Annotated in this window: 22 protein-coding genes; 13 read left to right on the top strand and 9 right to left on the bottom strand. The window is 63.0% G+C overall.

Going from position 1 to position 18,101, the window contains the following annotated elements:
- Positions 1-61: 61 nt before the first annotated feature.
- On the top strand, positions 62-946 hold the full coding sequence (locus ATH90_RS25480; RefSeq protein ID WP_034109530.1) for a sugar nucleotide-binding protein: 885 nt from the start codon (positions 62-64) through the stop codon (positions 944-946).
- Positions 947-1,106: 160 nt separating this feature from the next.
- Here the strand turns inward: ATH90_RS25480 and ATH90_RS25475 are convergent, their stop codons facing one another.
- From ATH90_RS25475 to ATH90_RS25455, 5 genes are all read right to left on the bottom strand, one after another.
- Positions 1,107-1,805, bottom strand: a complete 699-nt coding sequence (locus ATH90_RS25475) for an OmpW/AlkL family protein (RefSeq protein WP_098467443.1) — start codon at positions 1,803-1,805, stop codon at positions 1,107-1,109.
- Between the two features lie 95 nt (positions 1,806-1,900).
- The gene (locus tag ATH90_RS25470) at positions 1,901-2,413 is read right to left on the bottom strand and encodes a DUF3299 domain-containing protein (protein WP_034109526.1); all 513 of its coding nucleotides are present in this window, start codon (positions 2,411-2,413) and stop codon (positions 1,901-1,903) included.
- Between the two features lie 11 nt (positions 2,414-2,424).
- The gene (locus ATH90_RS25465) at positions 2,425-3,690 is read right to left on the bottom strand and encodes an ABC transporter permease (protein WP_098467442.1); all 1,266 of its coding nucleotides are present in this window, start codon (positions 3,688-3,690) and stop codon (positions 2,425-2,427) included.
- A gap of 1 nt (position 3,691) precedes the next feature.
- The gene (locus ATH90_RS25460; RefSeq protein WP_034109522.1) at positions 3,692-4,402 is read right to left on the bottom strand and encodes an ABC transporter ATP-binding protein; all 711 of its coding nucleotides are present in this window, start codon (positions 4,400-4,402) and stop codon (positions 3,692-3,694) included.
- A 63-nt stretch (positions 4,403-4,465) separates the two neighbouring features.
- Entirely contained in the window at positions 4,466-5,053 is a 588-nt protein-coding gene (locus tag ATH90_RS25455; RefSeq protein WP_034109520.1) for a DUF2796 domain-containing protein, read from the bottom strand.
- Positions 5,054-5,183: 130 nt separating this feature from the next.
- Here ATH90_RS25455 and ATH90_RS25450 point away from each other — a divergent pair, with 130 nt between their 5' ends.
- A complete protein-coding gene (locus ATH90_RS25450; RefSeq protein ID WP_098467441.1) occupies positions 5,184-5,531 on the top strand; it encodes a hypothetical protein in 348 nt (115 codons plus the stop codon).
- On the opposite strand, the gene trxA is transcribed toward ATH90_RS25450, so the two are convergent.
- The 3 genes from trxA to ATH90_RS25435 all read right to left on the bottom strand — a co-directional run bounded on the left by trxA (position 5,528) and on the right by ATH90_RS25435 (position 7,659).
- A complete protein-coding gene (gene trxA / locus ATH90_RS25445) occupies positions 5,528-6,400 on the bottom strand; it encodes a thioredoxin (protein ID WP_069078356.1) in 873 nt (290 codons plus the stop codon). The genes ATH90_RS25450 and trxA overlap by 4 nt on opposite strands.
- Positions 6,401-6,550: 150 nt before the next feature.
- Entirely contained in the window at positions 6,551-7,207 is a 657-nt protein-coding gene (locus ATH90_RS25440) for a class I SAM-dependent methyltransferase (protein ID WP_034109514.1), read from the bottom strand.
- Positions 7,204-7,659 (bottom strand): YbaY family lipoprotein, encoded by a 456-nt coding sequence (locus ATH90_RS25435; RefSeq protein WP_034109512.1) that lies wholly within the window; start codon positions 7,657-7,659, stop codon positions 7,204-7,206. The genes ATH90_RS25440 and ATH90_RS25435 overlap by 4 nt, the downstream gene beginning before the upstream one ends.
- 140 nt (positions 7,660-7,799) lie before the next feature.
- Here ATH90_RS25435 and nrdR point away from each other — a divergent pair, with 140 nt between their 5' ends.
- The 11 genes from nrdR (at position 7,800) to ATH90_RS25380 (ending at position 15,992) form a co-directional block, all read left to right on the top strand.
- Positions 7,800-8,264 carry a transcriptional regulator NrdR gene (nrdR, locus tag ATH90_RS25430; protein ID WP_010206843.1) on the top strand — a complete coding sequence of 155 codons (465 nt, stop codon included), beginning with the start codon at positions 7,800-7,802 and terminating at the stop codon, positions 8,262-8,264.
- The gene (ribD, locus tag ATH90_RS25425; RefSeq protein ID WP_034109510.1) at positions 8,261-9,397 is read left to right on the top strand and encodes a bifunctional diaminohydroxyphosphoribosylaminopyrimidine deaminase/5-amino-6-(5-phosphoribosylamino)uracil reductase RibD; all 1,137 of its coding nucleotides are present in this window, start codon (positions 8,261-8,263) and stop codon (positions 9,395-9,397) included. Before nrdR ends, ribD begins: the two co-directional genes overlap by 4 nt.
- A 48-nt stretch (positions 9,398-9,445) precedes the next feature.
- On the top strand, positions 9,446-10,108 hold the full coding sequence (locus ATH90_RS25420) for a riboflavin synthase (RefSeq protein WP_034109508.1): 663 nt from the start codon (positions 9,446-9,448) through the stop codon (positions 10,106-10,108).
- 15 nt (positions 10,109-10,123) lie between these two features.
- Positions 10,124-11,215, top strand: coding sequence for a bifunctional 3,4-dihydroxy-2-butanone-4-phosphate synthase/GTP cyclohydrolase II (gene ribBA, locus ATH90_RS25415; RefSeq protein ID WP_034109506.1), 1,092 nt, complete (start codon positions 10,124-10,126; stop codon positions 11,213-11,215).
- A 90-nt stretch (positions 11,216-11,305) separates the two neighbouring features.
- Entirely contained in the window at positions 11,306-11,782 is a 477-nt protein-coding gene (gene ribH, locus ATH90_RS25410) for a 6,7-dimethyl-8-ribityllumazine synthase (protein WP_003176356.1), read from the top strand.
- The gene (gene nusB / locus ATH90_RS25405; RefSeq protein WP_017736636.1) at positions 11,779-12,279 is read left to right on the top strand and encodes a transcription antitermination factor NusB; all 501 of its coding nucleotides are present in this window, start codon (positions 11,779-11,781) and stop codon (positions 12,277-12,279) included. The genes ribH and nusB overlap by 4 nt, the downstream gene beginning before the upstream one ends.
- Before the next feature lie 16 nt (positions 12,280-12,295).
- On the top strand, positions 12,296-13,261 hold the full coding sequence (gene thiL / locus ATH90_RS25400) for a thiamine-phosphate kinase (RefSeq protein WP_034109503.1): 966 nt from the start codon (positions 12,296-12,298) through the stop codon (positions 13,259-13,261).
- A 66-nt stretch (positions 13,262-13,327) separates the two neighbouring features.
- On the top strand, positions 13,328-14,047 hold the full coding sequence (locus tag ATH90_RS25395; protein WP_098467440.1) for a substrate-binding periplasmic protein: 720 nt from the start codon (positions 13,328-13,330) through the stop codon (positions 14,045-14,047).
- A gap of 129 nt (positions 14,048-14,176) precedes the next feature.
- Positions 14,177-14,794 (top strand): GTP cyclohydrolase II, encoded by a 618-nt coding sequence (ribA, locus tag ATH90_RS25390; protein WP_034109496.1) that lies wholly within the window; start codon positions 14,177-14,179, stop codon positions 14,792-14,794.
- On the top strand, positions 14,791-15,210 hold the full coding sequence (locus ATH90_RS25385) for a nuclear FMR1 interacting 1 family protein (RefSeq protein ID WP_034109495.1): 420 nt from the start codon (positions 14,791-14,793) through the stop codon (positions 15,208-15,210). Before ribA ends, ATH90_RS25385 begins: the two co-directional genes overlap by 4 nt.
- Positions 15,207-15,992 carry a cobalamin-binding protein gene (locus ATH90_RS25380; RefSeq protein WP_034109494.1) on the top strand — a complete coding sequence of 262 codons (786 nt, stop codon included), beginning with the start codon at positions 15,207-15,209 and terminating at the stop codon, positions 15,990-15,992. The genes ATH90_RS25385 and ATH90_RS25380 overlap by 4 nt, the downstream gene beginning before the upstream one ends.
- Positions 15,993-16,084: 92 nt before the next feature.
- On the opposite strand, the gene ATH90_RS25375 is transcribed toward ATH90_RS25380, so the two are convergent.
- Entirely contained in the window at positions 16,085-17,974 is a 1,890-nt protein-coding gene (locus ATH90_RS25375) for a TonB-dependent receptor domain-containing protein (RefSeq protein ID WP_098467439.1), read from the bottom strand.
- Between the last annotated feature and the right edge of the window lie 127 nt (positions 17,975-18,101).

The following is an 18,101-nucleotide window of genomic DNA, read 5'->3' as shown; positions in this document are numbered from 1 at the left end:
GCAACGATTCTGACAAATACCTAATAACCATCGTTCCACACAGACCGGGCCTGCTCAATCTATGCGAATGCGCCTTATGTTACTGGGCGGCGGGAATGCCCTCGGGCAGGCGCTGATTCGCCTCGGTGCAGAGGAAGACATCGGTTTCCTCGCCCCCAAACCGCCCAAAGACGGCTGGGATGCCGCGAGCCTTACCCAATTGCTCGACGACACCCGTCCCGATGCGTTGATCAACCTCGCCTACTATTTCGACTGGTTCCAGGCGGAAGGGGTCAGCGAAACTCGCCTGGCGGCCCAAGAGTTCGCCATCGAACGCTTGGCCGAACTGTGCCAGCACCACAGCATCACTTTGTTGCAACCGTCCAGCTACCGCGTATTCGATGGCTCCCGCGCCACCGCCTACAGCGAAAAAGACGAGCCGGTGCCCCTGGGCCTGCGCGGCCAGGCGTTGTGGCGAATCGAACAAAGTGTGCGCGCCACTTGCCCGCAACATGTGTTGCTGCGGTTTGGCTGGCTGCTGGATGACAGCGTCGACGGCACCCTCGGGCGCTTCCTGGCGCGGGCCGAGAAGCCGGATGAGTTGCTGATGGCCGATGACCGTCGCGGCAACCCGACACCGGTGGATGACGCGGCACGGGTGATCATCTCGGTGCTCAAGCAACTCGATTGCGCGGCGCCGCTGTGGGGGACTTACCATTACGCCGGCCATGAGGCGACCACACCGTTGGCGCTGGGCCAGGCGATCCTCACCGAAGCGCGCAACTTTCACCCGCTGGCGATCGAATCCCCCACCGCCCAGGCCCACGCGGCCCGGCCGGATGCGAGTGAAGAACCGCAACACGCGGTGCTCGCCTGCAAGAAAATCCTCCACACCTTCGGCATCAAGCCACGGGCGTGGCGGGCGGGGCTGCCGGCATTGCTGGATCGGTTCTACCGCCACAGCTGAGCCCGCGCAAAAACGACTGTGGGAGCGGGCTTGTGTGGTAGCCGGGCTTGCCCGCGATGCGGTCGCCTCGGTCTGTCAGTTGCACCGAGGCGATGCTATCGCGGGCAAGCCCGCTCCTACACAGGCGCGCTCCCACAGTGTGGCGTTTGTCAGGTCGTGGTTAGAACTTGTAGCCGATACCCACCATGTAGACCATCGGGTCCACGTCCACATTGACCTTGGCGCGAGTGCTTTGGCCCAGTGCGTTGTTGTCCACCGTCGCCTTGGTGCTGATGTCGATGTAGCGCGCCTGGGCGTTGATCATCCACTTGTCGTTGATCATGTAGTCGGCGCCGATTTGCGCGGCCCAGCCCCAGGAGTTCTCTGCCTTGAAGTTGCTGAAACCGGCATTCGAGGCACGGCTGCCGACGTGTTCGTCATAGATCCAGGTGTAGTTGATACCCGCGCCTACGTACGGCTGGAACGCCGACTTGTTGTCCAGCGGGTAGTACACGACGCTCAGGGTTGGCGGCAGGTGCTTGAGGGTGCCGAGCTTGCCGTTCGCGGCGCCGAGGGCGGTGTTCTTGATCTTCACGTCATGCTCGAACGGCGTGGCGGCCAGCAGTTCGATACCAACGTGGTTGGTCAGCATGTAAGCGAAGTTCAAGCCCAACTGGGTGTCGCTGCTCATGGTCGCCTTGCCGCCCAGGTTGGCGCCGGCCAATGGGCCCTGGTCAACCTTGACGCTGCCGCTGTCTGCCTTCGGGTTCACGGTAATTGCACCGGCGCGAATCAGAATGTCACCCGCTTCGTGAGCGTGGACGGCAGGGGCGGCAAGGGCGAGCGCGAAGAGGGACGCGCCGAGCAGAGACTTGTTCATGGGAGCTCCAAAAGGACGTTTAAAAGTTGTACGTCCAATGGTAAAGATCGTTCCGCGCGATCTTTTGACTCAGCTCAATGAAAGGTCGATCAGCGCTATTCCGGCAGTTCGTACATGTAAATCTTCTCGGCTTCCATCTGGTAACCGGCATCGGCCAGCTCGCTGGTGGACGGCTTGACCTGCATCGCGCCTTCGATCCAGTACGGCTGATACAACTCATCGAGCTTCACGCCGATTTCGCTTTTGACATGCACGATCTGGTTCGACGGTGGCGGCGGTACGTGGATGCACGCGCCGAAATAAGGCACCAGCAAGAACTCCGTGGTGCGGCCGTTTTCGCCAACTTCCAGGGGCACGATGTAGCCCGGCAAACGAATGTGCTGACCATCGAGCCCCGGCACGACAGGGGCGTTGGGCATGTCCTGCTTGGCCGCTGGCGCCGACTCCAGGGCATCCGCCATGCTGGAGAGATTGTGCAGGGGTTGCATGTTCGGCACCTCCGGCTCGGCATCCGGGGGGATCAGTTCCGACCAGGTCAGCTCTTTAGGTTCGGCCGCCCAGGCGGGCAGGGCGAACAGTAGAAACAGTGCAAACAGGGCGCGACGCATCGAGTCCTTCCTCATAAACGTATGGACAGGCCATCGGCCAGGGATTGCCGATAGGCGCGCCACGCGGGCACGCTGCCCATCAACAGCGCGGCAGCCAGGATACCGGCGAGCAGCGTCCATTCATATTCACTCGGCCACGCCATCGGCAGGTCCAGGCCATAGTTGGCCTGCAGATACCCGCGCGACGCGGCGATGCACACGTACAGCAAACCCAAGCCCGCGATCACACCGGAGAGTGCCAGGGCGAAGGCTTCGAAAATCAATAGCGTCGCGATATGCCAAGGGCGTGCGCCCACCGAACGCAGGATCGCCATTTCGCGTCGACGCTCATTGAGGCTGGTGAGGATCGCCGTGAGCATGCCGATCAGGCCGGTGAGCACCACGAACAGCGAGATCACGAACAGCGCTTTCTCGGCGGTGCCCATCATGCTCCACAACTCTTGCAGCGCCACGCCGGGCAGGATCGCCAGCATCGGCTCGCCACGGAATTCATTGATCTCCCGTTGCAGCGCGAACGTGGAGATCTTGTTGTTCAGGCCGAGCATGAACGCGGTGATGGCCTGTGGGGTGAGGTCCATGTTGCGTGCCTGATCGGCACTGACGCGACCTTTGCCCTGGGCAGGCACGCCGTTGTGCCAGTCGATATGGATCGCTTCCATGCCGCCGAGGCTGATATGCAGCGTGCGGTCTACCGGCGTGCCGGTGCGCTTGAGAATACCGACCACAGTGAACGGTTTGTCATCGTGTTTCACCAGGCTGACCGCCGCGACGCCATGGGCCAGCACCAGTTTATCGCCGAGCTTGTAGTGCAGCGCATCGGCGACTTCGGCGCCCAGCACCACTTCGAACGGGTCGGTGGCGAAGGCGCGGCCGCTGGCCAGTTCGAGGTTTTGCTTGCGCCCGTATTGGTAATGCTCGAAGTAGGACGTGTTGGTGCCCATCACCCGGTAGCCGCGATGGGAGTCACCGAGGGAAATCGGGATCGCCCATTTCACCTGAGGGCTGGCGGCGAAGTGCTCGTAGCTGTCCCAGCGGATGTTGTTGGTGGCGTTGCCTATGCGAAATACCGAGTACAGCAGCAGGTTCACCGAGCCCGAACGGGCGCCGACGATCAGGTCGGTGCCGCTGATGGTGCTGGCGAAACTGTTGCGCGCCTCAACGCGCACGCGCTCCACCGCGAGCAACAAGCAGACTGAAAGCGCGATGGCGAAGGCGGTGAGGATCGCGGTAAAGCGGCGGTTAGCCAGGCTGGCCATGGCTAGACGGAACAGATACATCTCAAACCTCTGCGGGCGTGGCGGCGCGATTGAGTTCGGCCAGCGACAGGTTGCGGTCGAACAGCGAAGCCAGGCTCTGGTCATGGCTGACAAATAACAGGCTGGCGCCGGCTTCGCGGCATTCGGCGAACAGCAGTTGCAGGAAGGCTTCGCGGGCGTCGTAGTCCAAGGCCGAGGTGGGTTCGTCGGCGATCACCAGTTCCGGCTGGCCGATCAACGCCCGGGCGGCGGCCACCCGTTGCTGCTGGCCGATGGACAGCGAGTCGGCACGGCGTTCCAGCAGGTCTTTGTCCTTTAAGCCAAGGTGCGCCAGCAACGCAGCGGCGGCCTGATCGACACTGCCGTGACGCTGCTTTGCGCGCTGTGCGCGCAGTGTGGAGAAGTGGCATGGCAACTCGACGTTCTCACGCACCGACAGGAACGGCAGCAGGTTGAACTGTTGGAAGATGTAGCCGGTGTGGTCGACCCGGAAACGGTCGCGGGCACCGGCCGAGAGGTCGGTGAGCTCTTGGCCGAGCAGACGGATGCTGCCCCGGCTGGGTGTCTGCACACCGCCGAGCAGGCCCAGCAGCGTGGTTTTGCCACTGCCGCTCGGGCCCTTGAGAAACAGGGTTTCTCCCGCTTCCAGGCGGAAGGCGGGGATGTCCAGCAACTGCGGGTGCCCGGGCCAGTTGAAGCCCAGGTCAGACAGTTCGATTAACGCTTGAGTCATGGGAAATCAATGTCGCCTGCGGGTAGGAAAATGGCACCGATCCATTGTGGGCGGGTTTTCAAATCAGAACGTCAGGGTGGCTGCGGTGGCCGTCGCTTCAACACCTTGCTGACCGCTCGGGCCGATCAGTTGTACCTGAATTTTCTGGGTGGCGGGGAAGGTCTTGAACACCTGGGTCAGGTCGAGATTGCCCAAGGCGGTCGGCGTGGTACAGGTGAACTGGTAGTGGGCGTGGATTTCGCTGTGGTCATGATGATGCTCGTGGGCGCCGTCCTTGGCGTCATCGTCGTGGTCGTGGTCGGCTTCCGGCTTGTCCCCGAACAGCGGGCTGTTGAGCGCCTGGGTGCTGACCACGCAACCGGCACCTTTAGGCAGGTTGAACAGGGCGACAGGGTTCTCCAGTTGCTTGCGCACGGCCGCGACCTTGGCTTTGTCCGCCGCAGTGGTGGCCAGGTGTTCGAAGCCCACCAGGTTCATCGCCGGGCTGTCCAGCTCAAGCTCCAGGGCCTGGCCGTCGAGCACGGCGTTGAGGCGGCCGACGCCATGCTCGTGGGCGCCGAGGCTGCCGTGTTCATGGTCGTGATCGTCATGAGCGTGGGCAGCCGCCAGGGGCAGCAGGGCAAACGGCAAAGCAAGCAACAGACGGCGCATGGGAAGGCTCCAGAACATGAAAGTTTTGTTATGTGATCTTATAACAATATGCCGAGAGTTTGACCGCCCGCTTGGCGTTGCGCAAGCCGCATGGGAGCATGCCGGTCAGAAAAGTGCAGGAGTAAGGACGATGTTGCGAATTCGTGGAACCGTCGGCGACCTGCCGGTGGACTTGACCCTGGAGCTGGACGACGGCGATTGGGCACGGCTGGGCGCGCAATTGCAGGCGACGCCGGTAACCAGTACGGCCGCCGCGCCGGTGGCTCCGGTCAAACACAGTGATGACCTGTGGCAGAGCGCCCAGGACCTGTTGCGCAACGCCGGCCAACTCAGTGGCCTGGAGCTGCTTGACCAGTTGGAAGGCTTGGCGGGCGATGCCTCGGCGGGCAAGCGCCTGTTGGTGCGCCTGCGTCACAGCGCCAAGGTGAAGGTTGCCAGCGGCGGGGATACGCCGCTGTACAGCTGGGTCGGTGATTAATACAGCGCGGCAAACAACTTGCGGCGGTACACGCTCACCAGCGGGTGATCGTTGCCCAGCAGCTCGAACACCTGCAGCAAGGTCTTGTGCGGCAGGCCTTCGCTGTAGCTGCGGTTGCGGACAAACAGCTTGAGCAGGCCTTCCAGCGCAGCATCGTACTGCTGGCGCGCCAGTTGCTGGATCGCCAACTGGTAGGCTGCTTCGTCGTCCTGCGGATTTTGCGCCAGGCGGCTTTTCAGGTCGGCGGCGTCCGGCAGGTCGGCAGCCTGGCGCAGGAAGGTGATTTGCGCCTTGGCCCCGGCGAGGGCGGCCTTGTGATCGTCGCTCTTCACCGCGTCCAGCACGGTCTGGGCTTCGCCCAGTTCACCGCGTTCGGCCAGGCAGCGGGCGTACAGGATCAACGCTGCGGCGTTGGTGTTGTCTTCGCCCAGCAACGCCACCAGCACGGCTTCGGCATCGCTGATGCGACCTTCGGTAAACAGCGCCTGGGCCTGCTCCAAAGGGTCCGCTGCCGCGGGAGGTGGCATCTGCACATGCGGCTCCAGCATCGCCCGCACCGCGGACTCCGGCTGTGCCCCGGCAAACCCGTCCACTGGCTGGCCGTCCTTGAACAACACCACGGTCGGCAGGCTGCGAATGCCAAAACGCGCAACGATATCCTGCTCGGCCTCGCAATCGACCTTGGCCAGCAGCAATTCGCCCTGATAACTCTCGGCGATCTGCGCCAGCAGCGGCATCAACGCCTTGCACGGCGCGCACCACTCGGCCCAGAAATCCACCAGTACGGGTTTTTCGAAAGAGTTCTGGATCACAGCCTGGTCGAAATGGGCGGTGGTGACATCGAAGATGTACGGCGTGGACTCACTCATGGGGCGTCTCGAATAAAGCGGGAATGGGGCAACTATAAGGGCTGGCGCCGTCGGCTGAAAGCTTGGTTGAGTCAAGATCGTTATTGCAGGCAAGCCCGCTCCCACGGGGGAGGTGCTCACCTATTGGGAGCGGGCTTGCCCGCGATGGCTTCAAGGGCGCCGCGAATGGTACAGGCTCACCTTGCGAAACTCCCAAGGCTCCGCCAAGTCAGGCAATGTCAGGGCATCCAGGATCTGCAGCCGCTGGTAACCCGGGTGCTGAAAGTCCCGTACCCGCGAATCCGCCACCAGCGCTTCACGGCCTCGGGTCAGGAACTGATCCAGCAGCGGCAGGTTCGCCCGGTCGTAGAGCACGTCGGCGACCAGGATCAGGTCGAAGCGGTCGGCTTCGGCGAAAAAATCTACCGAGTAGCCCAGTTCTACGCCGTTGAGCTCGGCATTTGCCCGACAGGACGCCAAGGCCAACGGGTCGAGGTCGCAGGCCACCACTTCCCGCGCGCCGGCCTTGACCGCCGCAATCCCGGCCACGCCGGAACCGGCGCCAAAGTCCAGCACGCGTTTGCCCGCGACCCACTCGGGGTTCGCCGCCAGGTACCGCGCCAGCGCCAGGCCGCTGGCCCAGCAAAAACTCCAGTAGGGCGGTTCATGCAGGATGCGGCGGGTTTCCTCGGGGCTGAAGGCTCGGTCCATGTTGTCCGCATCCAGCAGCCACAACGACAGCGCGGTGCCCGGCAGTGGGCAGGGCACCAAGTGGGCGTCGCCGATCAGTTCGCTGAGGGCCGCTTGCAGGTCCAGCGGTGGCGTCATGGTGCCTTGACGAGTTGCAGGGGGCCGGTGGTCTGGGTGATCGCCTGGGTGATGCGCACGGCGGGCAGGTGCAGGATCAACTGGCCGGACTGGCTGGCGCGGCCCCGCAATTCAACCCGCGCACCGGCTGGGAAGGCTTCAGGATTGAAACGCAGGCGGAAAGCCAGGGGCTGGCCATTGCCGGTCAGCACGCTGCTGGCGAGCAATTGTTGCGGGCGCGAACGGTCGTCGATCACCAGCAGGGCCATTTCGACTTCAGCCCCCGCTGGAATGTTGGTCAGGCTGCCGCTGATCTCCCGCTGGAAGGCGGGCAGGGGGCCGAGGTCTTCAATGCCGGGGACTTTTTTCTCTTGTGCCGGCGTGGGTTGAGGCGCGGCCGGCTTGGGGGCTTCGCTGCTGCAGGCGACCAGGACACTGAACAGGGTGAGTAAAACAAGTGGTCGTAACTGCATGTACGGCTCCAGAAAGGACAAAATCCGTGGCTTAAAAAATATGAAACATAATAGTCAGCCTATATACCGTAAAGGCTATGGCTTGTCTTGCCACGGGGATGCGCTACCATGGCCCTCCCTTTATTTGTTGCCTGCCAACCATGCACTGTCCCTTCTGCGGTGCCAACGACACCAAGGTCATTGACTCGCGTCTGGTCGCCGAGGGCGATCAAGTGCGTCGCCGGCGCGAATGCCTGGCCTGCGGTGAACGTTTCACCACCTTCGAAACCGCCGAACTGGTGTTGCCGCGCCTGATCAAATCCGACGGCAGCCGCCAGCCCTTCGACGAAGAAAAACTGCGCGCGGGTATGCAGCGCGCCCTGGAAAAACGCCCGGTGAGTGTCGAGCGGCTGGAGGCGGCGCTGGTGCATATCAAGCACAAGCTGCGTGCGACCGGCGAGCGCGAGGTCAAGAGCCTGGTGGTTGGAGAGCTGGTGATGGGCGAGCTGCAGAAGCTCGACGAAGTTGCCTATATCCGTTTCGCTTCGGTGTATCGACGCTTCCAGGACCTCAATGAGTTCCGCGAAGAGATCGACCGCCTGGCCCGTGAGCCTGCCAAAGAATGAACCCTCCTTCTGCCGAACAAGCTGTGCTCGATGCCCACTACATGGCCCGTGCCCTCGAATTGGCGCGCAATGGCCGCTACACCACTCACCCCAACCCACGGGTCGGCTGCGTGATTGTGCGTGACGGGCAGATCGTCGGCGAAGGTTGGCACGTGCGCACCGGCGAGCCCCATGCCGAAGTCCATGCGCTGCGTGCGGCCGGTGACCAGGCGCGCGGCGCCACGGCCTATGTGACCCTCGAGCCCTGCAGCCACTATGGGCACACTCCGCCTTGCGCCGACGCGCTGGTGAGTGCCGGGTTGGCGCGGGTGGTCGCGGCGATGCAGGACCCTAACCCGGAAGTCGCCGGGCGCGGCATGCAGCGCCTGGCCCAGGCCGGGATCGAAGTGCGCAGCGGTGTGCTGGAAGGTGAAGCGCGGGCGCTCAATAGAGGCTTCCTCAAGCGCATGGAACATGGCCTGCCGTTCGTGCGGGTAAAACTGGCCATGAGCCTGGACGGCCGCACCGCGATGGCCAGCGGCGAGAGCCAATGGATCACCGGCCCCGCCGCCCGCGCCGCCGTGCAGCGCCTGCGCGCCGAAGCCAGCGTGGTACTGACCGGCGCCGACACGGTGCTGGCCGACGGTGCTCGCCTGACCGTGCGCGCCGCCGAACTCGGCCTGGACGACGCCACCACCGCCCTGGCCATGTCGCGCCCGCCGTTGCGCGTGCTGATCGACGGTCGCCTGCGCGTGCCGCTGAACGCGCCATTCTTCAAGGCTGGCCCGGCGCTGGTCATCACTTGCGTGACCCCGGAAAACCAGTTCCCCCGTGGCCCCGAGTGCCTGGTGGTACCGGGCGTGGAGGGCCAGGTCGACCTGCGTTCGGCGCTGGTCGCCCTGGCCGCTCGTGGCGTCAACGAGGTGTTGGTGGAAGCCGGTCCAAGCCTGGCGGGTGCGTTTGCCCAGCAAGGCCTGGTGGATGAGTACGTGATATTCATCGCCGGCAAGTTCCTCGGCTCCGCCGCCCGACCCTTGCTGGACTGGCCGCTTGAGAAACTGGCCGACGCCCCCCAACTCAAGATCACTGAAATGCGCGCTGTGGGCGACGACTGGCGAGTCACTGCCATTCCTGTGCCCGCAGCGAGCGTATAATTCCCGGCCTGCGCTTGAGCGTCAGCCCCTCGTTTTCAGGAGAACGAAATGTTCACCGGCATTATCGAATCCATCGGCAGCATCCGCGCCATGACCCCCAAAGGCGGCGACGTGCGCCTGCTGGTTGAAACCGGCAAGCTGGACCTCGGCGACGTCAAGCTGGGTGACAGCATCGCCGTCAGCGGCGTGTGCCTCACCGTCATCGAGCTGCCGGGCAACGGCTTTGCCGCCGATGTCAGCCGGGAAACCCTGGACTGCACCGCGATGAACGACCTCAAGGCCGGCAGCCCGGTCAACCTGGAAAAAGCCCTGACCCCGACCACCCGCCTCGGCGGTCACCTGGTCAGCGGCCATGTCGACGGTGTCGGCGAAGTGGTCGCGCGCAGCGAGAACGCGCGCGCGGTGGAGTTCCGTATCCGCGCGCCCAAGGAGCTGGCCAAGTACATCGCCCACAAAGGCTCGATCACCGTCGACGGCACCAGCCTGACCGTGAACGCCGTGAATGGCGCCGAATTCGAATTGACGATCATTCCCCACACCCTCAGCGAAACCATCATGGCGTCTTACCAGCCGGGTCGCCGGGTGAACCTGGAAGTGGACTTGCTTGCACGTTACCTGGAGCGCCTGTTGTTGGGCGATAAGGCCGCAGAGCCCGCATCCGGTAACATCACTGAAAGTTTTCTGGCCGCTAACGGCTACCTGAAATCCTGACCAAGGGGGTGCCGCGTGGCGCTCAATAGCATCGAAGAACTGGTTGAAGACATCCGCCAAGGCAAGATGGTCATCCTGATGGATGACGAAGACCGCGAGAACGAAGGCGACATCATCATGGCCGCCGAGGCCTGCCAGGCTGAGCACATCAACTTCATGGCCAAGTACGCCCGCGGGCTGATCTGCATGCCCATGAGCCGTGAACGCTGCGAATTGCTCAAGCTGCCGTTGATGGCGCCGCGCAATGGCTCGGGTTTTGGCACCAAGTTCACCGTGTCCATCGAAGCCACCACGGGCGTCACCACCGGGATCTCCGCCGCTGACCGCGCGCGCACCGTGCAAGCGGCTGCGGCGAAAGATGCCAAGGCCGAAGACATTGTCAGCCCCGGTCACATCTTCCCGCTGATGGCCCAACCGGGCGGCACCCTGGCTCGCGCCGGCCATACCGAAGCTGCCTGCGACCTGGCGCGCATGGCCGGTTTCGAGCCGAGCGGCGTCATCTGCGAAGTCATGAATGACGACGGCACCATGGCCCGTCGCGCCGAACTCGAAGCCTTTGCCGCCGAACACAACATCAAGGTGGGCACCATTGCCGACCTGATTCACTACCGCATGATCCACGAACGTACCGTTCAGCGGATTGCCGAGCAGCCACTGGACAGCGAACTGGGCCAATTCAATCTGGTGACCTACCGTGATTCAGTGGAAGGTGACGTGCACATGGCCCTGACCCTGGGGGCCATTTGCGCCGAAGAACCGACCCTGGTGCGTGTGCACAACATGGACCCGCTGCGCGACCTGCTGATGGTCAAGCAACCCGGCCGCTGGAGCCTGCGTGCCGCGATGGCTGCGGTCTCCGCGGCAGGCAGTGGTGTGGTGCTGTTGCTCGGCCACCCGTTGGATGGCGATGTGCTGCTGGCGCATATTCGCGAAACGGCTGATCACGTGCCGGTGAAAAAACCGACCACCTACAGCATCGTGGGTGCCGGTTCGCAGATCCTGCGTGACCTGGGCGTGCGTAAAATGCGCCTGATGAGTGCACCGATGAAATTTAATGCGATATCCGGTTTCGACCTGGAAGTAGTAGAATACGTGCCCTCCGAATAAAGGCTGGCGATTTTCGCCCCTTGTTCGCGGTTCAAATATCACTAAGGGACGCGTCATACACGCGTCCCGGCTCTTTAAGAGATTTGTCGAATGACCCTGAAGACCATCGAAGGTACCTTCATCGCCCCCAAAGGCCGCTACGCCCTGGTAGTCGGCCGCTTCAACAGCTTCGTGGTTGAAAGCCTGGTAAGCGGTGCCGTGGACGCCCTGGTTCGCCACGGTGTGAGCGAGAGCGACATCACCATCATCCGCGCGCCTGGCGCCTTCGAAATTCCACTGGTTGCGCAAAAAGTTGCTCAACAGGGTGAATACGCGGCGATCATCGCCCTGGGCGCGGTCATTCGTGGCGGCACCCCGCACTTCGAATACGTGGCCGGCGAATGCACCAAGGGCCTGGCCCAGGTGTCCATGGAGTTCGGTGTGCCCGTTGCTTTCGGCGTGCTGACCGTTGATTCCATCGAGCAAGCCATCGAGCGTTCCGGCACCAAGGCCGGTAACAAAGGCGCTGAAGCTGCATTGTCCGCCCTGGAAATGGTCAGCCTGCTGTCGCAGCTGGAGGCCAAGTGATTTCCGACGAGAGCGACAACTTCAACCCGCGCGAGCCACGCCCAGCAGACGCCGGCAAGCCATCCAAGAACGAGAAGCGTCGCGCTGCTCGTCAGTTGGCGACCCAGGCGCTGTATCAGCGTCACCTGGCGGGCACCTCGTTGAACGAAATCGAGGCGCAGTTTCGCGTCGACAACGACTTCACCTTCGCCGACCTGCCGTACTTCCACGACATCCTGCACGGTGTGCATGCCCACCTGACCGAGATCGATACAGCCCTGGCGCCTTGCCTGGACCTGACCATCGAAGAGCTGGACCCGGTAGAGCTGTGCGTGATGCGCCTGTCCGCCTGGGAACTGCTGTATCGCGTCGACGTGCCGTACCGCGTGGTGATCAACGAAGGTATCGAACTGGCGAAAGTCTACGGTTCGACCGACGGCCACAAGTTCGTCAACGGCGTACTCGACAAGCTGGCTCCACGCCTGCGTGAAGCCGAAGTGAAGGCGTACAAGCGCTAATTCGCGCTTGAGTCTGATGGGTGAGTTTGAGCTGATCCGCAATTACTTCGCCGCCGCGCCCTGTGCGCAGGGCGGCGAAGGTATTGCCCTGGGGATCGGCGATGACTGCGCCTTGCTGGCGCTTCCCGCTGGGGAGCAGCTGGCAATTTCCACCGATACATTGGTGGCCGGGGTGCATTTTTCCGACCCCTGCGACCCGTTCCTGCTCGGCCAGCGCTCGTTGGCCGTGGCCGTGAGCGACCTGGCGGCCATGGGCGCCCACCCCCTTGCGTTCACCCTTGCCCTGACCACGCCGACGGTTGATGCCAACTGGCTGCAACGCTATGCCCAGGGTTTGAACCTCATGGCGCAAAGCTGTGGCGTGGGCTTGGTGGGCGGTGATACCACCCGTGGGCCCCTGAGCCTGACCATGACCGTGTTTGGCCGTGTGCCGGCTGGGCTGGCCTTGACCCGCAGCGGTGCGCGACCGGGCGACCTGTTGTGCGTCGGCGGTGAACTGGGCAATGCCGCCGGCGCATTGCCGCTGGTACTGGGCCAGCGCAGTGCGCACGCGGCTATCGCCGACCCGTTGCTGGCCCACTACTGGTCGCCGCAACCGCAGTTGGCCCTGGGGCTGGCATTGCGCGGCAAGGCCACGTCCGCGATGGATATCTCCGACGGGCTCCTGGCCGATTGCGGGCATATCGCCACGGCCTCCAGGGTCAGCCTGCTGATCGAGCGTCAACAGTTGCCTTTGTCCAAGGCGCTGCTGGCGTTTGTCGGTGATGACGAAGCACGTGTGGCGGCGTTGAGCGGGGGGGACGACTATGTGCTGGCGTTCACGCTGCCACCCGCCGAGCTGGCACCGTTACTCGCCGATGGCTGGCCGGTCCATGTGATCGGCCGGGTCGAGGCAGGGCAGGGTGTCATTTTGCTCGATGCCAACGGGCAGGACATCACGCCGGCCATCCGTGGCTATCAGCATTTTCGCGAGACCCCCTGAATCGGCATGCTGCGCTACCCTCAATAGCGATATCACGCATGCAAGGTCCTGTAGGAGTTCGTCACCATGGATGTGCGCCGCTGGCTGCTGCTCGTGCTATGTGCCTTTACCGCCGCGGGTCAGGCCCAGGACGTGCCCGGCAAGGTCGTACTGGCCAGCGAGGAATGGAGCGACTACACCAATAAAGACGGCAGCGGCCTGGCCTGGGACGTGCTGCGCCAGGTCTTCGAACCCGCCGGCATCACGTTGCAGACTCGTTCCGTGCCCTACACCCGTTCAGTCGGCCTGGCCCAACGCGGCGAGGTGGATGGCTGGGTCGGTGCCTATCGCAATGAAGTCGAGGGCGTGTTGTACCCTCGCTGGAAGTTCGATTCCGACCCTATCTACGCGCTCGGGCTGGCCAGTACTCCGGCACCGACGCTGGCCACGTTGGGCAATTACCGCCTGGCCTGGGTACGCGGCTACAAGTACGAGGGGTACTTGCCCACGGTTCGCCGTTTCAACCAGATCGAACGCCGCGATGGCATATTGCCAATGCTGGAGCACGCCCGGGCCGATTTCTACATCGATGCATTGGCCGAAGCCAAGTACGTGCTCACTCAAGCGCAGGATCCCTCGAAGTTCGCCCTGACGCGTATTGCCGAACTCCCGCTTTATATCGGGTTTGCCGATAACGAGCGGGGCCGGAGCTTGATGGCGGTGTTCGACCAGCGCATGGACGCACTGGTGAAGAGTGGTGAGTTAAAGCCGACTTTCGAACGTTGGAAACAACCCTATCCGTTCTGATCTGCATAGAACCAAGGCGAAGGCCAATCGAACCTATTGATCTTTATCAGCGATAATTCAGCTTAAGCGTCTGTAGGAACCTGCTGTTACAATGGCCGCCTCTGTAAAAACTGAAATCAGGAGCACACGGTGCCCGTCGTTTTCGTCGCCGCTTCCAAGCTGCCTACCCCTTTTGCCACGTTCACCATGAACGGCTTTCTCGAAGAAGCCACCGGGCGCGAGCACGTTGTGCTCAGCCTGGGCGATATCGATGACGGCGCGCCAGTGCTGGGCCGTGTGCACTCCGAATGCCTGACCGGCGATGCGCTGTTCAGCCAGCGCTGTGACTGCGGCTCGCAACTGGAAGCGGCCATGCGGGCCATTGCCCGGGAAGGCCGAGGCGTGCTGCTGTACTTGCGCCAGGAAGGCCGTGGCATTGGCCTGATGAACAAGATCCGCGCCTACGAGCTGCAAGATGGCGGTGCCGATACCGTCGAGGCCAACGAGCGCCTGGGGTTCGCGGCCGACCAGCGTGACTACGCGATCTGCCTGCCGATGCTGGAGCACCTGGGCGTCAAATCCCTGCGCCTGATGACCAACAACCCGCGCAAGGTCAAGGCCTTGACCGAGATGGGCATCACCGTGGCCGAGCGTGTGCCGCTGCACACCGGGCACAACCCGCACAACAAGCTCTACCTGGCCACCAAGGCCAGCAAGCTCGACCACATGATGGGTAACGAGCACCAGGGCGAGGTCGACCGCGCGTGACCCGAGGCCAGGTAAAACGGCGACTGTCCTTCAATTGGTGGCAGTACCTGGCCCTGGCTTTGCTTCCCCTCTTTGTGCTCAACCTGGTGTTCGGCCAGTCCGAATCCCTGCTGCCGGTGCTGGCCATGCCGTTTTTCATTGCCGGCGTGGCCTCGATGTTCCTCAGCCTGCGCTACTTCAACGGCTATAAACACGCGTTGATCGCCACCTCCAAAGCCCTCGATACCCCTGAAGAACCGGCTGCCTGGATCACCCTGGCGGCCCGTCGGCGCACTGCCTTGCTGATCGCTGCCGTACCGGCCTGGATCGGTGCGCTGGCGGTGTTCGTCGGCCTGGAGGCGGTGCCGCTGTTCCTGCTGGCGCTGTCGACCGTGGTGCTGTTCTACCTCTATCGCATCCCTCGTCAACTGGGATGAGGCGTTACTGGCTGGCAGTGCTGCTGGCATTGAGCGCCCAGGCGCTGGCGGCTGAGCGAGTCGTGAGCCTGGCGCCGTCCCTGTCTGAAATCGTTGCCGAACTGGGGGCTGCCAATGTGCTGGTGGGCGTGCTCGACGGTGGTGATCGCCCGGCGGCGTTGGCGCACGTACCGTCCGTGGGGCATTACGGCCAGTTGGACATGGAGCGCCTGCTCAGCCTCAGGCCCGACCTGATCCTGCTGTGGCCCGGCAGCGTCGGCCCGGCGCAGCGTGAGCAATTGCAGCGCCTGAACATTCCGGTGTACGTCGCCGAACCCCATAGCCTTGAACAGCTCACCACCCAGGTCCAGGCCATTGCCGAGCAATTGGGCCGCGCTGAAGCCGGCCGTCAGTTGGCCGCGCAATTGCGCCAACGCCTGGTCGAACTGCGCCAGCGCTACCAGCGTGCCGAGCCGTTGCGAGTGTTTTACCAGGTGTGGGATCAGCCGTTGTACACGGTGGGCGGTGGCCAGATCATCAGCGATGCGCTGACGGTGTGCGGCGCGCGCAACGTGTTCGATGACCTCAAGCTGCCCGCACCGCAGGTGAGTATCGAGTCGGTGTTGCAACGTGATCCCGAGATGATCCTGGTGGGTGATCAAGCCCAGAAGGCGGCGTGGAAAGTCTGGCCAACGATGGCGGAACGCGTGCGGCAGGTGCCCGATAAAGGCCTGGAGCGGCCCAGTGGGCAGATGTTGGAAGCGTTGGGACGGTTGTGTCAGGTGATTGCGCCGAACCGGTGATACCGCTATCGCTGGAAAGCCACCTCCCAAAGGGAGGAGCGCATTCCAAATGTGGGCGCGGGCTTGCCTGCGATGAGGCCGGTACAGCCCATTCAGATCTCAGGTGTCCACGTGACTCCCAGCATCCACACCCGACCCTCTTCGCGATAATCCTGATTGTTCAAGAACCCCGGGTCGTCATAGCTGTAACGCGCCCGCGCATAGGTTTTGTCCAGCAGGTTATCGACCTTCAGCGACAGCGATACTTCCCGGTTCAGCGCCCAACTGCTGCGCAACCCCAACAAGGCATAACCCCCCAGGCGGTGCGTGTTGTCTTCATCGTCATAGCTGTGGCTGATGGCCTGCCAGCTGGCGCCCAGCCCCAGTTTGTCGAACTGCCGATCCAGATCCAGGCTCAACGTACGCCGCGCCCGGCGGGCCAGGGTGTGGCCGCTGTCTCGGTCGCGTGGGTCGATGAGCGACAGCCCGAGGTTACCTTGCCAGCCAAACAGTTCCTGCTTGAGCGCGGCCTCAACGCCGTTGATGCGTGCAGACGCCACGTTTTGCGGCCGGCCTGCGCGGTCGAGGATGATCGCATCACTCAAGTCGGTGCGGTACAGCGAGGCTTCCAAGCGCGTGCTGTCGCTCAACTGGCTGCGCCATTGCAGCTCGTAGCTCTTCGAGGTTTCAGGTTGCAGGTCGGGGTTGCTGTACTTCGTATCGGGGTAATACAGGTCGTTGAAGGTCGGCGCTCGGAAGCCTTCGCTGTAGCTCAGTAGCAGGTCGTTGTCCGGGTTGACCGGCAATGTGACGGTGCCACTCCAACTGTTTTGCCCGCCAAACTGCTGGTTCTGGTCGCGCCGTAGCCCCAGCTCAGTGGAAAACCATTCGCCGTGGAAGCGGTGCTGCACAAAGGCGGCGCGGTTCCAGCGGCTGTTTTCGGTGAAGGTCGTGGAGCCGTGGAAGCGGTCTTCATACCAGTCGGCACCGAGGATCAGGCTGTTCTGCTCATTCAGTGTCAGGTCGTTCTGCCAGTTCACCGAGTCGCGGTAGGTATTGAACACGCTGAAGTCATCGCTGAGGGTGTCGCGCTTGGTGTCACGGTTCTCGCTATGGCCCCATTCCAGGCGCGACTGCCAGTGCTCGTTGAGCGTGGCATCGGCATAGCCACTGGCGCTGCTGACGGTGTAGTCCGTGTAGGGCTTTTGCCCAACGGTCTGCCCGGTCGCGATGTCGTAGCGGCCGAAGCTGTTGTCATACTCCGATTTGCCGCGGTTATCCAACAGGTTGAAGCCCACCTCCAGTGCATCATTGAAGGTATGGCTGAGGTTCAGGCTGAGGGATTGGTTGCGGTAGGCGTCATGGTCGCCATCGCTGGGGAATGACGTGCGGGTGGCGTTGATACCGGCGGTCTCATCCAGGCTCGCGCCCAGGTTGAAACGGGTCTGTTCATCGCCACCGGAGAGACCGAGGCTGCGCTCCCAGGTGTGATGGCTGCCGAACCCGAGCTTCAGGCGCGGTTGCAGGCCTTGTTCGGCGTTACGCCGGGTGAACACCTGAATCACGCCGCCAATCGCATCGCTGCCGTAGATCACCGAGCGTGAGCCGCGCAGCACTTCTACCCGTTCGATCTGGTCGACGTTGAGGTATTGCAGGCCGCTGTCACCGGAAGTGGCATTGGCAATGCGCTGGCCGTCCACCAGCACCAGGCTTTGCGCGGATTTGGTGCCACGGATATACACCCCGGGCAGGCTGCCACGGCCACCGGTTGGCGCTATTTGCACGCCGGGCACGCGGTTGAGCAGGTCGGTGAGGCGGGTGGGTTGCAGGCGGTCGATGTCGTCGCGGGTGAACACCGTGTTGGCGGCGCTGCTGTCATTGCGGGCCTGGACTTGGCGGTTGGCGCTGATGACGACGTTGGGGAGTTTCAAGGCATCGTCGCGGGTGTCGGCGAGCAGGTCCGGGGAGGGTAGCAGCAGCAGGGCAAGGTACAGGTGTTTCATGAACTGTCCATAGCTTTTAAAATTGACACAAAGCCAATGTGGGAGCGGGCTTGCTCGCGAATGCGATGTTTCAGTGACAGATGTCATACCTGACACACCGCATTCGCGAGCAAGCCCGCTCCCACAT

This window comes from Pseudomonas lurida (genome assembly GCF_002563895.1).
Classification (GTDB): Bacteria; Pseudomonadota; Gammaproteobacteria; order Pseudomonadales; family Pseudomonadaceae; genus Aquipseudomonas; species Aquipseudomonas lurida.
This window is presented reverse-complemented; position numbering and strand designations above follow the sequence as displayed.